Here is a 13,590-nt window from a genome sequence, read left to right as displayed (position 1 = left end):
GTTCCGGTGTGATGCTCGGCCCATGCACACAATGATCGAGGAGAACGCCGCGCACCCGCGCCTGCCCGCCCTGCTCACCGCCTACCACCTCGTCACCGAGGCCGAGAAGGGCGCCGCGGTCACCGGGCCCGCCGACCTGCCGGCCGCCCGCCGCGCCGAGACCGAGGACCCCGCCGCCGCCTTCGCCGGCGACACGGTCCTGCTCGCCACCGCGCCCGGCGCCGGCGAGCCGGCCGGCTGCCTGGTCCTGAAGGCCGGTCCGGTGCCCGAGATCAAGCGGGTGTGGGTCGACCCGGCGGCCCGGGGCCGGGGGCTGGCCGGGGCGCTCATGGACGAGGCGCTGCGCCGGGCCGCCGCGGCCGGGGCCGAGCGGGTCCGGCTCACCGTCTGGGAGTGGCGGGAAGGCCCCCTCGCGCTCTACCGCAAGCGGGGCTTCGCGCCCGCCGCGCCCTGGGAGGACCGGGCGGGCCTCGTCTTCCTGGAGAAGCGGCTCGCCCCCGCCGACCGGGTCGAGCTGCTGGCCCCCGAGGCCGTACGGGAGCACGCGGGGGCCCTGGGGGCGCTGCTGGCGGACGCGGTGGACGGCGGCGCCTCCGTCGGCTTCCTGGCGCCCCTGGACCCCGCCGAGGCCGCCGCCTGGTGGGCCGGGGCCGCCGGGACGCGGGACGTGTGGGCGGCCTTCGGGCCGGACGGCGCCGTCACCGGGGCCGTCACCCTCGTGCGTACCGGCACCGCCAACGGCCGGCACCGCGGCGAGATCGCCCGGCTGCTCGTGCACCGCTCGGCCCGCGGCCGGGGGCTCGGCCGCCGCCTGCTGGCCGTCGCCGAGGCCCACGCCGCCGCCACCGGCCTCACCCTGCTCGTCCTGGACACCCAGACCGACAGCCCCGCCGAGCGCCTCTACCGGAGCGCCGGCTGGACCGCGGCGGGCACCATCCCGGCGTACGCCGCCGACCCGGCCGGCGTCCCGCGGCCGACGACGCTCTACTACAAGCAGCTGCCGGCGGCATGACGAAGGGCCCGGAAGCGCGGTGCTTCCGGGCCCTTCACCCGTTCCGTACGGCCGGCGGGTCAGCGCAGCTGCGCCGCCTCCGCCTGCCGGGCCTCCCGGCTCTCGCGGCGGTTGCCGCGGAAGGTGTTCACCCGGCGGGCGGTCGCGAAGAGGGGGATCACGGCGCCCAGCACGACCTGGAGGGCGCAGCCGGTCTGGAGCAGGAACTGCCCGCCGGGGGCGTCGAACGCCCAGGCGGCCAGCATGGCCATCGCTCCGACGATCCAGCTGAGCATGGCCGCCGCGAGGACGCCCCGCGGCTTGGGGTACTCGACCCGGCTCACCATCAGCCACGCGGTGCCGATGATCGCGAGCAGCGTCGGGATGAACGGCAGCTCCAGCAGGATGATCGAGACCACCGTCAGCGCGCCGAAGGGGCTCGGCATGCCCTGGAACATGCCGTCCTTCATCGTCACGCAGGAGAACCGCGCGAGCCGCAGCACCACGGCGAGCAGCACCACGATCGCGGCGACCGCCGAGACCTTCTGCTGCGCGTCGTCGGCGACCATGCCGTAGACGAGCACGAAGTACGCCGGGGCCAGACCGAAGCTGATCAGGTCCGACAGGTTGTCGAGCTCGGCGCCCATCGGCGAGCTGCGGAGCTTGCGCGCCACGATGCCGTCGAAGAGGTCGAAGATCGCCGCGCACAGCATCAGTATCACGGCCGTGGCGGCGCTGTTGCGCGCCATGCCCGTCTCCGTGCTGCCGGTGAGGTGCGGGATGAGGATGCCCGTGGTGGTGAAGTACACCGCCATGAAGCCACACGTGGCGTTGCCGAGCGTGAGGGCGTCCGCTATGGACAGCCTCAGCGACAGCGGCATCTCCTCCGCCTCGTCGGCCGCGTCCGCCTCGGCGTCGGCGACCCAGTCGGCGGCCCGTGTGTCGGGATCAATCACGGTCAATGCGAGTCACCCCCGCGGTCGTGACCTGTCCCACCTCGACGGCGACCTCGACACCTTCCGGGAGGTAGATGTCGACGCGCGAGCCGAAGCGGATCAGGCCGATCCGGTCACCCTGCTCGACCTTCGTCCCCTGCGGGATGTACGGCACGATGCGCCGCGCCACGGCACCCGCGATCTGGACCATCTCGATGTCACCGAGCTCGGTGTCGAAGTGCCAGACGACGCGCTCGTTGTTCTCGGACTCCTTGTTGAAGGCCGGGACGAATCCGCCGGGGACGTGCTCGACCGAGGTCACCGTGCCGGCCAGCGGCGCACGGTTGACGTGCACGTTCAGCGGGCTCATGAAGATGGCGACGCGGGTCCGCCCGTCCTTCCACGGCATGATGCTCTGCACCACGCCGTCGGCGGGGGAGATGACGCGGCCCTGAGCGATCTCGCGCTCGGGGTCGCGGAAGAACCACAGCATGCCGGCCGCGAGCGCGGTGGTCGGCACGGCGATGGCCCGGGCGCGCTTCGAACGGCCGGAGCGCGCGAGGCTGAGCGCCGCCGTGGCGACGGTCGGCAGGAGCCACGGCGACGCTCCGCGTGCGATGCGTACGCCCTTGAGGCTGTCGCGGTGTGCAGAGTTTGGGCTGTGGGGCATGGATGACCTTCGTAGCGGATGATGCCGCGCTGGCAACGGGGGACGGCGGCTTTCCGGCGATGCTATCGGTTGCGGGGCGCAACTGGGCAAGCCAGGAACCGAGTCGACGGCCGGAAGACGAACACGATGTGTGATCTTCTTCGCGGCCGAATCGACTCAAAACCGACAATCAGCCCTGGAACCGGTACTCCTCAAGGAGGCGGCGGCCAATGATCATTTTCTGGATCTCGGCGGTACCTTCACCGATGAGCAGCATCGGCGCCTCGCGGTAGAGACGCTCGATCTCGTACTCCTTCGAGAACCCGTAGCCGCCGTGAATGCGGAAGGCATCCTCCACGACCTCCTTGCAGTATTCGGAGGCGAGATACTTCGCCATCCCCGCTTCGAGGTCGTTTCGTTCCCCGGAGTCCTTTTTGCGTGCTGCGTTCACCATCATGGCATGGGCGGCCTCGACCTTGGTAGCCATTTCGGCCAGCTTGAACTGGATCGCCTGGTGCTGGGCGATCGGCTTGCCGAAGGTCTGGCGCTGCTGGGCGTACTGGACACCCAGCTCGAAAGCACGCTGCGCGACGCCGCAACCACGGGCCGCCACGTTCACGCGGCCCACCTCGACGCCGTCCATCATCTGGTAGAAGCCCCGGCCGGTGACCCCGCCGAGCACCCGATTGGCCGGAATGCGCAGGCCGTCCATGATGAGCTCGGTCGTGTCGACGCCCTTGTAGCCCATCTTGTCGATCTTGCCGGGGATGGTGAGGCCGGGGCGGACCTCTCCGAAGCCGGGCTCCTTCTCGACGAGGAAGGTCGTCATCGACTTGTGGGGCGCGGTGCCCTCGGGGTGGCCTTCGTCACTTCGGACGAGAACGGCGACCAGCGTTGACGTCCCGCCGTTCGTCAGCCACATCTTCTGGCCGTTCAGGACGTACTCGTCGCCGTCCCGGACCGCCTTCGAGGTGATGGCGGACACGTCCGAGCCGAGGCCCGGCTCCGACATCGAGAACGCGCCGCGCACCTCGCCGGCCGCCATCCGGGGCAGGAAGTGGTCCTTCTGCTCCTGGGTGCCGTGCTGCTTCAGCATGTACGCCACGATGAAGTGGGTGTTGATGATGCCGGACACCGACATCCAGCCGCGCGCGATCTCCTCCACGCACAGCGCGTAGGTGAGCAGCGACTCGCCCAGGCCCCCGTACTCCTCGGGGATCATCAGGCCGAAGACGCCGAGCTCCTTGAGCCCGTCGACGATGTCCTGGGGGTACTCGTCGCGGTGCTCCAGCTCGGTCGCGACCGGGATGATCTCCTTGTCGACGAAGTCCCGCACGGTGGCGAGGATCTCCTGCTGGACGTCGGTCAGACCGTGGGTCTGGGCGAGTCGCGCCATGGCTTACTTCCCCTGTTCCTTCAGCTCCGGGCGGCCCGGCTGCTCGCCGCCGCGCGCGTCGATGTACTCGGCGGTCGGGACCATCACCTTGCGGCGGAAGACGCAGACGAGGGTGCCGTCCTGCTTGTAGCCCTTGGTCTCGACGTACACGATCCCGCGGTCCGTCTTGGACTTCGACGGGGTCTTGTCGAGGACGGTGGTCTCGCCGTAGATCGTGTCGCCGTGGAAGGTCGGCGCCACGTGCCGCAGCGACTCGATCTCCAGGTTGGCGATGGCCTTGCCGGAGACGTCCGGCACGGACATGCCGAGCAGCAGCGAGTAGATGTAGTTGCCCACCACCACGTTCCGCTTGAAGTCGGTCGTGTTCTCCGCGTAGTTCACGTCCATGTGGAGCGGGTGGTGGTTCATGGTGAGCAGACAGAAGAGGTGGTCGTCGTACTCGGTGACCGTCTTCCCGGGCCAGTGCTTGTAGACGGCACCGACCTCGAACTCCTCGTAGGTACGTCCGAACTGCATGGGGTCAGGCCTCCGGGATCTCGAACTTGCTGGTGCGCTGCATGCCGGCGGCGCGGCCCTTGCCGGAGATGACCAGGGCCATCTTGCGGGAGGCCTCGTCGATCATCTCGTCGCCGAGCATCGCGGAGCCCTTCTTCCCGCCGGCCTCGGAGGTGTAGTAGTCGTACGCGTCGAGGATCAGCTCGGCGTGGTCGTAGTCCTCCTGCGAGGGCGAGAAGATCTCGTTCGCGGCGGCGACCTGGTCCGGGTGGAGCACCCACTTGCCGTCGAAGCCGAGGGCGGCGGCGCGCTGGGCGACCGCCCGGTAGCCCTCCTGGTTGCGGATCTGGAGGTAGGGGCCGTCGATCGCCTGGAGGTTGTTGGCGCGGGCCGCCATCAGGATGCTCATCAGAATGTGGTGGTACGCGTCCGCCGGGTAGCCGGGCGGCTGCTCGCCCACGACCAGCGACTTCATGTTGATGGAGGCCATGAAGTCGGCCGGGCCGAAGATGATCGTCTCGACGCGCTGGGACGCCTGCGCGATCGCGTTGACGTTGTTCAGGCCCTGGGCGTTCTCGATCTGCGCCTCGATGCCGATCTTGCCGACCTCGAAGCCCATGGTCTTCTCGATCTGGGTGAGCAGCAGGTCGAGCGCGACGATCTGCTGGGCGTCCTGGACCTTCGGCAGCATGATGCAGTCGAGGTTCTGGCCGGCGCCCTCGACGACCGTGACGACGTCGCGGTACGTCCAGTGGGTCGTCCAGTCGTTGACGCGGACCACGCGGGTCTTGCCGGTCCAGTCGCCCTCGTTCAGGAACTTCACGATGGTGTGGCGGGCCTCCGGCTTGGCCAGCGGGGCGCAGGCGTCCTCCAGGTCGAGGAAGACCTGGTCGGCGGCGAGGCCCTGGGCCTTCTCCAGGAAGCGCGGGTTGGAGCCGGGCACCGCGAGGCAGGAGCGGCGGGGGCGCAGCCGGTTCACGGGGGACGCGGGGCTGGTCATGCGGGGACCTCCAGGGGGTCGAGCTTGTTCGCTTTCCGGATCTCGTCGACGATACGGCCGATGATCTCGGTGATGCCGAAGTCCTTCGGGGTGAAGACGGCGGCCACGCCCGCGCGGCGCAGTTCCTCGCCGTCGGCGTTCGGGATGATCCCGCCGACCACGACCGGGATGTCGGTCGCGCCGGCCTGCTTCAGCCGGTCCAGGACGTCCGGGACGAGCTGGGCGTGGGAGCCGGAGAGGATCGACAGGCCGACGGCGTGCACGTCCTCCTCCAGGGCCGCGTCCACGATCTGCTCCGGGGTGAGCCGGATGCCCTGGTAGACCACCTCGAAGCCGGCGTCGCGGGCCCGGACGGCGATCTGCTCGGCGCCGTTGGAGTGCCCGTCGAGGCCCGGCTTGCCGACCAGGAAGCGGAGCTTGCCGATCCCCAGGTCCTCGGCGGTGCGGTCCACCTTGCGGCGGACCTCGGCGAGCGGCGAGCCGGACTCGGCCGGCACGGCGACCGGGGCGGAGGAGACGCCGGTGGGGGCCCGGTACTCGCCGAAGACCTCGCGCAGCGCCCCGGCCCACTCGCCGGTGGTGACGCCGGCCCGGGCGCACTCCAGGGTGGCCTCCATCAGGTTCTCGGTGCCCCGCGCGGCCTCCTTCAGCTGCTCCAGGGCCTGCTGGGTGGTGGGGAAGACGAACGGGTCGCCGTTGCCCTGGCGGTCGGTGGACTCCTGCCGCTCGGCGCGCCAGCGGGTGACGGCGGCGACCACGCGGGCCTCGACGGCCGGGTCGACGGTCTGGATGGCGGTGTCGAGGTCGGCGGTGAGCGGGTTCGGCTCGGTGGTCTCGAAGACGTTGACGCCGACGATCTTGTCCTCGCCGGACTCGATCCGGGCGCGCCGCTCGGCGTGCGAGGCGACGAGCTGCGCCTTGAGGTAGCCGGACTCGACGGCGGCCATCGCGCCGCCCATCTCCTGGATCCGGTCGATCTCGGCCAGGCACTCGGCGACGAGGGCGTCGACCTTGGCCTCGATGACGTGGGAGCCGGCGAAGATGTCGTCGTACTCCAGCAGGTCGGACTCGTGGGCGAGGACCTGCTGGATGCGCAGCGACCACTGCTGGTCCCAGGGCCGGGGGAGGCCCAGGGCCTCGTTCCAGGCGGGGAGCTGGACGGCGCGGGCGCGGGCGTCCTTGGAGAGGGTGACGGCCAGCATCTCCAGGACGATCCGCTGGACGTTGTTCTCCGGCTGGGCCTCGGTGAGGCCGAGCGAGTTGACCTGGACGCCGTAGCGGAAGCGCCGCTGCCTGGCGTCCTCGATGCCGTACCGCTCCCGCGTGATCTTGTCCCAGATGCGGCCGAAGGCGCGCATCTTGCACATCTCCTCGATGAAGCGGACGCCCGCGTTCACGAAGAAGGAGATGCGGGCGACGACCTCGCCGAACCGCTCCTCGGGGACCTGCCCCGAGGCGCGGACGGAGTCGAGGACGGCGATGGCGGTGGACATCGCGTACGAGATCTCCTGGACCGGGGTGGCCCCGGCCTCCTGCAGGTGGTAGCTGCAGATGTTGATCGGGTTCCACTTCGGGATGTGGTTGACCGTGTACGCGATCATGTCCGTCGTGAGGCGGAGCGAGGGGCCGGGCGGGAAGACGTGCGTCCCGCGCGACAGGTACTCCTTCACGATGTCGTTCTGCGTGGTGCCCTGGAGCTTGGTGATGTCCGCACCCTGCTCCTCGGCCGCCACCTGGTAGAGCGCCAGGAGCCACATCGCCGTGGCGTTGATGGTCATCGAGGTGTTCATCTGCTCCAGGGGGATGTCCTGGAACAGCCGGCGCATGTCACCGAGGTGCGAGACCGGGACGCCGACCCGGCCGACCTCGCCGCGGGCGAGGACGTGGTCGGGGTCGTAGCCCGTCTGGGTCGGCAGGTCGAAGGCGACCGACAGGCCGGTCTGCCCCTTGGCGAGGTTGCGCCGGTACAGCTCGTTGGACGCCTCGGCGGTCGAGTGACCGGCGTACGTCCGCATGAGCCACGGACGGTCCTTCTGACGCTCAGTCATGTGCGGTCCCCGGCTCAGACGTTGCGGAAGCGGTTGATGGCGTCGATGTGCTTGGCCCGCATCTCCTCGTCGCGGACGCCCAGGCCCTCCTGGGGGGCGAGCGCGAGGACGCCGACCTTGCCCTGGTGCAGGTTGCGGTGGACGTCGTACGCCGCCTGGCCGGTCTCCTCCAGGGTGTACGTCTTCGAGAGCGTGGGGTGGATCTTGCCCTTGGCGATCAGGCGGTTGGCCTCCCACGCCTCGCGGTAGTTGGCGAAGTGCGAGCCGATGATCCGCTTCAGCGACATCCACAGGTAGCGGTTGTCGTACTCGTGCATGTAGCCCGAGGTTGAGGCGCAGGTGGTGATGGTGCCGCCCTTGCGGGTGACGTAGACGGAGGCGCCGAAGGTCTCGCGGCCGGGGTGCTCGAAGACGATGTCGATGTCCTCGCCGCCGGTGAACTCGCGGATCTTGGAGCCGAACCGCTTCCACTCGCGCGGGTCCTGGGTCCGCTCGTCCTTCCAGAACTTGTAGCCCTCCGCGTTGCGGTCGATGACCGCCTCGGCGCCCATGGACCGGCAGATGTCGGCCTTCTCGGGGGAGGAGACGACGCAGATCGGGTTGGCGCCGCCGGCCAGGGCGAACTGGGTGGCGTACGAGCCGAGGCCGCCGGAGGCGCCCCAGATGAGGACGTTGTCGCCCTGCTTCATGCCGGCGCCGTTGCGGGAGACCAGCTGCCGGTAGGCGGTGGAGTTGACCAGGCCGGGGGCGGCGGCCTCCTCCCAGCTGAGGTGCTTCGGCTTCGGCATCAGCTGGTTGGACTTGACGAGCGCGATCTCGGCGAGGCCGCCGAAGTTGGTCTCGAAGCCCCAGATCCGCTGCTCGGGGTCGAGCATGGTGTCGTTGTGGCCGTCGGACGACTCCAGCTCGACCGAGAGGCAGTGCGCGACGACCTCGTCGCCCGGGTTCCAGGCGTTGACGCCCGGGCCGGTGCGCAGCACGACGCCCGCGAGGTCGGAGCCGATGACGTGGTACGGCAGGTCGTGGCGCTTGGTCAGCTCGGAGAGGCGGCCGTAGCGCTCCAGGAAGCCGAAGGTGGAGACGGGCTCGAAGATCGAGGTCCAGACCGAGTTGTAGTTCACGGAGCTGGCCATGACGGCGACGAGCGCCTCGCCCGGGCCGAGCTCGGGGAGCGGCACCTGGTCGAGGTGCAGCGACTTGCGGGGGTCCTTGTCGCGGCTGGCGACTCCGGCGAACATCTCGGCCTCGTCCTTGTGGACGGTGACGGCCCGGTACGACTCGGGGAGCTTGATGTTCGCGAAGTCGGCGGACGTGGCGTCCGGCGACTGGATCGCGTCCAGGATTTCCTTCACGGTGTGCCTCCGGCGGTGAGCGTCCGGGACCGGACGCCTGAGGGATACGTCGGGGAGTGCTGCTGCTGTGGAGGTGTGCCGTCGGTTCGGCTCGGGTGGTGCGTGGCGGCGCCGTTGGTGGGGCGCGAGGGTGCCTGTGACGCAGGCGTCCGGGCGCACGGCCACGGGGGCCGAGGGGACGCCCGGAGCACGGGGTTCCGTGTGCTCCGGTCGCCCGGACACCCTCAACGTATGGCACGCCGTGTCACGTGACAAGGCACTGCGTGCCAACAATTTCTCTCAGATGCGAAAAGGTGCTCACGGATGAGCGATGATCGATCGAATGCGCCTCTGAGCTGGGTAAACGCGACGAGGGCCGCCTCCGGAAACCGGAGGCGGCCCTCGTGCCGGACCTTCGAAGATGGGGGAGAAGCGCCCCTCAGCCCTTCGTGAGTGCCTGCTGGATCGTCCGCATGACCTCGTCCAGCGGAGCGTCGGTACGGGCGACGGCGACCACCACGTCACCCGACCCGGAGACCTGCGCGACCGGCGCCTCCGGCGCCTCCGGCGTCTGCTGCGGGGCCGGCTGCCGCGTCTCCCGCGGGGGCTGGGCCTGGGGCGGCTGCGCCTGCGGCTGCGGCGAGGAGGGGGCCGGGCGGCCCGCGCCTATGCCGGTCCCGAACGTGTCCCGGACGATCGCGAAGGCGTGGTCGAGCTGGCTCTCCACGTCGCCCTGGCCGCCGGCCCGCAGCCACCGCCGCAGCACGTGGTTGTGGGCCGTGACCACCGCCGACGCCGCCACCTCGGCGAGCAGCGGGTCGTCGTTGCCGTCGTGGTGGTCCCGCTCGTCGAAGTGGCCCAGCAGATAGCGGGTGAAGAGCCGCTCGTAGCGGGCCACCGAGGCGATCTCGCGCTCCCGGAGCGTCGGCACCTCGCGGGTCAGCCGGTACCGGGCCACGGAGATCGCGGGGGAGCCCGCGTACATCTTCATGACCTCCTTGATGCCCCGGCAGACCGTGTCGAGCGGGTGCTCGTGCGGCGGCGCCGCGTTCAGCACCGCCTCCGCCCGCACCAGGGTGTCGTCGTGGTCCGGGAAGATCGCCTCCTCCTTGGACCGGAAGTGGCGGAAGAAGGTCCGCCGGGCCACCCCGGCCGCCGCCGCGATCTCGTCGACGGTGGTGGCCTCGTACCCCTTCGTGGCGAAGAGCTCCATCGCGGCGGCCGCCAGCTCCCGCCGCATCTTCAGCCGCTGCGCGGCGGCACGGGTCCCCGCCGCGCTCTCCTGAGCGTCCGACGGAGAGGTGGCACGGGGTGTCTTCACGGCCTTGGGCATGACCCGAACGTACTGCATACCCGCAGGAAGACGCGCCCTCGGGGGCGGGCCGCCGGACGGCTCCAGCAGCCCGCCCCACCCCGGTCCGGGATCGCCCGCGTCAGCGCCGGGCATATTCGCGGAAGCCGCGCCCCGTCTTGCGGCCGAGGCAGCCGGCCGCCACCAGGTGCTCCAGCAGCGGCGCCGGGGCCAGGCCCGGGTCGCGGAACTCGCGGTGCAGCACCTTCTCGATGGCGAGCGACACGTCCAGGCCGACCACGTCCAGCAGCTCGAACGGGCCCATCGGGTACCCGCCGCCCAGCTTCATCGCCGTGTCGATGTCGTCCAGCGTCGCGTAGTGCTCCTGGACCATCTTCACCGCGTTGTTCAGGTACGGGAACAGCAGCGCGTTCACGATGAAGCCGGCCCGGTCGCCGCAGTCCACCCCGTGCTTCCGGATCTTCGCGGTGACCTCGCGGACGGTGGCGTGCACGTCGTCGGCGGTCAGCACCGTCCGCACGATCTCGACCAGCTTCATCGCCGGCGCCGGGTTGAAGAAGTGCATGCCGATGACGTCCTGCGGACGCGTGGTGGCCCGCGCGCACGCCACGACGGGCAGCGAGGAGGTCGTGGTGGCGAGCACCGCGCCCGGCTTGCAGACCTTGTCCAGCCGGGCGAAGAGCTCCTGCTTGATCGCCAGGTCCTCGGCGACCGCCTCGACCGCCAGGTCCACCTCGGCGAAGGCGTCCAGCGAACCGGCCGGCGTGATCCGGGCCAGCGCCTCGTCGCGGGCCTCCGCGGTCAGCCGGCCCTTCTCCACCGAGCGGCCCAGCGACTTCGCGACGAACGCCTTGGCCGCGTCCGCCTTCTCCTGCGAGCGGGCGGCGAGGACGACGTCGTACCCGGCCTTGGCGAAGACCTCGGCGATGCCCGAGGCCATCGTGCCCGACCCGGCCACGCCGACCGCGCGCACCTCGCGGCCCGCGCCGCCCGCGCCCGGCCCGGCCGGGGTCTGCGCGTCGGCGACCTTCTCGGCCGAGTCCGGCGCCGCGTACGTGTAGAAGCCGCGGCCCGCCTTGCGGCCGGTCAGCCCGGCCTCGGCGAGCTGCTTCAGGATCGGGGCCGGGGCGTGCAGGCGGTCGTGGGACGCCTGGTACATCGCGTCGAGGACGGTACGGGCCGTGTCGATGCCCACCAGGTCCAGCAGCTCCAGCGGGCCCATCGGCAGGCCGCAGCCCAGCTTCATCGCCGCGTCGATGTCCTCGCGGGACGCGTAGCGGGCCTCGTACATCGCCGCGGCCTGGTTCAGATAGCCGAAGAGCAGGCCGTCCGCGACGAAACCGGCCCGGTCGCCGACCGCCACCGGCTCCTTGCCGAGGTCCTCGGCGAGCCGGGTGACGGCGTCCACCGCCCGCGGGTCGGTGAGCACCGAGGAGACCACCTCGACCAGCTTCATCGCCTGGACCGGCGCGAAGAAGTGCAGGCCGAGCACGCGCTCCGGGTGCGCGGAGTCGGCGGCCAGCCGGGTCACCGAGAGCGCGTTGGTGCCGGTGGCGAGGATGGCGTCCGGCCGGACGATCCCGTCCAGGGCGCGGAAGACCTCCTGCTTGGTCTCGTACGACTCCGGGACCACCTCGACGACGAGGTCGGCCGCGGCGGCGGCCTGGAGGTCCGTGTAGACGCGGAAGCGCGCCAGCGCGTCCTGCCGCTCCTCCTCGGTGATGCGCTCGCGGGCCACCGCGCGGGCGGTGGACGCCTCCAGGGCGGCGACGGCCCGGGCGGCGGCGGACTCGCTGATGTCGATGCCGACGACCTCACGGCCCGCCCGGATGAGGACGTCGGCGATGCCGGTGCCCATGGTGCCGAGACCGACGACGGCGATGGTGGAGAGAGGGGTGTCCATCAGGGGACTCCTGGGAGGAAGAGTGACGACTGAGGGCGGTCCGCGCGGAAAGGAGAGGCGCGGGAAATGCCGCGTGCGCGGTCGGCCGTCCGGAGACGGCGCCGCGGGGTACGGGATACGCCCCGGATACGGGATGCGGCCCGTGTACGGGGATCCGGACCCGGACGCACGGCGGCGAGGGCCTGGAGAGGAATAAAGGGCCGACGCGGGGCTCTGTCCCTGAGCCGCGCCGAGAACTGCCGAACCGACCAGCGCTCACCGCGGCTGCGTCACCAGGCCGCGGCGAGAAAGTGCGGGGGTTCCCCGCTCAGTTGAGATTAACCGGCCGGTAACGAGCGCGCCAGTCCTGGGAAGTCGGGAAAATGTGATGTGGATCGCGGATAGCCTCGGATTCATGGAAAACGCCGAGGGATTGTTCCGGGATCCCGAATTCTGCTCGATGATCGATCGATTGCGGGAGGAGATCGAGAACACCGGGGGAACCGTTCCCGCCGCATTCGAAGAACTCGCCCGCACCGCCGATCCCGGGGAACTCCACGCGCGGCTCAGCGCCCCCGGGCATCCGCTCTGGGCCCGGGAAATCGCCGCCTACCGGCTCGGCACGGCCGGCGACCCGCGTGCCTTCGAGGCGCTGGTCCTCCTCCTCAACCACCGGGACCCCGGGCGCTGCGTCACCGCCGCCCACGCGCTCGTCCGGCTCGGGGACCCCCGCACGGCCCGGGCCGCCGCCGCGCTCGCCACCAACGAACTCCGCGTCGCCTACGCCCTGTCGCCGGTCCGGCTGCTCGCCGAGCTGCGCGCCCCGGAGTCCGTCCCCGCCCTCGTCACCGTGCTGGAGCGCCGGCTCGCGCCGGGCGACCCGCACTGGCGGGTCGGCCTCGCGTGCGTCGAAGGGCTCGGGGCGCTGGGCGACCCGCGGGCCCGGGACGTCCTGGAGGCGGCCCTCCCGCACCCGCGCCTGGGCCGCGCCGCCGAACGCTCGCTGGCGCTGCTCGGCGGCCCCGCGGTCTGACCGGGCGGCGGATCAGCGGATCAGCCGCAGCTCCGCCGGTCCGTCCTGCGGGCGCCGCTCCGGGACCAGCGCGAACGCCTCGACCTCCATGAGCAGTTCGGGCCGCACCAGCGCGTGCACCTGGACCGCCGAGCTCGCCGGCAGCGGAAGCCCGGCGAAGGCCGCGTCCCGGGCGTCCCGCAGGGCCGGCAGGTGGGCGAGGTCGGTGAGGAAGTAGGTCAGCTTCACCACGTCCCCGAACCCCGCGCCGGCGGCGGCCAGGCAGCGCTCCAGGTTCGCGAAGACCTGACGGGCCTGCGCGGCCGGGTCGCCCGCGCCCACGACGGCGCCCGAGGCGTCGAGCGCGACCTGGCCGGAGACCGCGACGAACCGGCCCGTGCCCCAGACGACGTGGCTGTACTGCGGGCTGGGCGCGACGCCCTCGGGAGCGGGCACGTGGGTCAGGTGGCTGGTCATGCCCCACATCCTCGCGCACGCCACTGACAACGCCCGCGCCCTTCGGGGGGCGCGGGCGTCAG

General features: G+C 71.3%; 12 protein-coding genes and 1 pseudogene. 3 read left to right on the top strand and 10 right to left on the bottom strand.

All coding sequences use genetic code 11. The features are described from left to right. Positions 1 to 22: 22 nt before the first annotated feature. A pseudogene (locus ACFVQZ_RS22715) lies at positions 23 to 469 on the top strand (GNAT family N-acetyltransferase); the annotation flags it as partial. A 45-nt stretch (positions 470 to 514) separates the two neighbouring features. Further along, on the top strand, positions 515 to 1,012 hold the full coding sequence (locus ACFVQZ_RS22710; protein WP_030497078.1) for a GNAT family N-acetyltransferase: 498 nt from the start codon (positions 515 to 517) through the stop codon (positions 1,010 to 1,012). A 59-nt stretch (positions 1,013 to 1,071) separates the two neighbouring features. Here ACFVQZ_RS22710 and pssA read toward each other — a convergent pair whose 3' ends face one another. The 9 genes from pssA to ACFVQZ_RS22665 all read right to left on the bottom strand — a co-directional run bounded on the left by pssA (position 1,072) and on the right by ACFVQZ_RS22665 (position 12,060). Further along, complete coding sequence (gene pssA, locus ACFVQZ_RS22705; protein ID WP_030497079.1) at positions 1,072 to 1,947, bottom strand: CDP-diacylglycerol--serine O-phosphatidyltransferase; 876 nt, start codon at positions 1,945 to 1,947, stop codon at positions 1,072 to 1,074. Continuing rightward, positions 1,940 to 2,596: a phosphatidylserine decarboxylase gene (locus ACFVQZ_RS22700; RefSeq protein WP_030497080.1), complete on the bottom strand. Its 657-nt coding sequence runs from the start codon at positions 2,594 to 2,596 to the stop codon at positions 1,940 to 1,942. Before ACFVQZ_RS22700 ends, pssA begins: the two co-directional genes overlap by 8 nt. 169 nt (positions 2,597 to 2,765) lie before the next feature. Beyond that, complete coding sequence (locus ACFVQZ_RS22695; protein ID WP_030497081.1) at positions 2,766 to 3,971, bottom strand: acyl-CoA dehydrogenase family protein; 1,206 nt, start codon at positions 3,969 to 3,971, stop codon at positions 2,766 to 2,768. Between the two features lie 3 nt (positions 3,972 to 3,974). Further along, positions 3,975 to 4,487 carry a MaoC family dehydratase gene (locus ACFVQZ_RS22690; protein WP_030497082.1) on the bottom strand — a complete coding sequence of 171 codons (513 nt, stop codon included), beginning with the start codon at positions 4,485 to 4,487 and terminating at the stop codon, positions 3,975 to 3,977. A gap of 4 nt (positions 4,488 to 4,491) precedes the next feature. Continuing rightward, on the bottom strand, positions 4,492 to 5,466 hold the full coding sequence (locus ACFVQZ_RS22685; protein WP_189946016.1) for a CoA ester lyase: 975 nt from the start codon (positions 5,464 to 5,466) through the stop codon (positions 4,492 to 4,494). Next, positions 5,463 to 7,514, bottom strand: a complete 2,052-nt coding sequence (locus ACFVQZ_RS22680; protein WP_030497084.1) for a protein meaA — start codon at positions 7,512 to 7,514, stop codon at positions 5,463 to 5,465. The genes ACFVQZ_RS22685 and ACFVQZ_RS22680 overlap by 4 nt, the downstream gene beginning before the upstream one ends. A 14-nt stretch (positions 7,515 to 7,528) precedes the next feature. After that, complete coding sequence (gene ccrA / locus ACFVQZ_RS22675; RefSeq protein ID WP_030497085.1) at positions 7,529 to 8,866, bottom strand: crotonyl-CoA carboxylase/reductase; 1,338 nt, start codon at positions 8,864 to 8,866, stop codon at positions 7,529 to 7,531. A 418-nt stretch (positions 8,867 to 9,284) separates the two neighbouring features. Beyond that, a complete protein-coding gene (locus tag ACFVQZ_RS22670; RefSeq protein ID WP_383625347.1) occupies positions 9,285 to 10,178 on the bottom strand; it encodes a TetR family transcriptional regulator in 894 nt (297 codons plus the stop codon). Positions 10,179 to 10,278: 100 nt separating this feature from the next. After that, positions 10,279 to 12,060 carry a 3-hydroxyacyl-CoA dehydrogenase family protein gene (locus ACFVQZ_RS22665; RefSeq protein WP_383625344.1) on the bottom strand — a complete coding sequence of 594 codons (1,782 nt, stop codon included), beginning with the start codon at positions 12,058 to 12,060 and terminating at the stop codon, positions 10,279 to 10,281. A gap of 394 nt (positions 12,061 to 12,454) precedes the next feature. Between ACFVQZ_RS22665 and ACFVQZ_RS22660 the strand changes: the two genes are divergently transcribed. After that, positions 12,455 to 13,072 carry a HEAT repeat domain-containing protein gene (locus ACFVQZ_RS22660; protein WP_030497088.1) on the top strand — a complete coding sequence of 206 codons (618 nt, stop codon included), beginning with the start codon at positions 12,455 to 12,457 and terminating at the stop codon, positions 13,070 to 13,072. A 12-nt stretch (positions 13,073 to 13,084) separates the two neighbouring features. On the opposite strand, the gene ACFVQZ_RS22655 is transcribed toward ACFVQZ_RS22660, so the two are convergent. After that, positions 13,085 to 13,528 (bottom strand): RidA family protein, encoded by a 444-nt coding sequence (locus ACFVQZ_RS22655; RefSeq protein WP_030497089.1) that lies wholly within the window; start codon positions 13,526 to 13,528, stop codon positions 13,085 to 13,087. Positions 13,529 to 13,590 lie beyond the last annotated feature (62 nt).

This window comes from Streptomyces sp. NPDC057854, from assembly GCF_042797055.1.
Taxonomy (GTDB): domain Bacteria; phylum Actinomycetota; class Actinomycetes; order Streptomycetales; family Streptomycetaceae; genus Streptomyces.
Note: the sequence above shows the minus strand (reverse complement) of the source record. Positions and strands in the feature narration are given on the sequence as shown.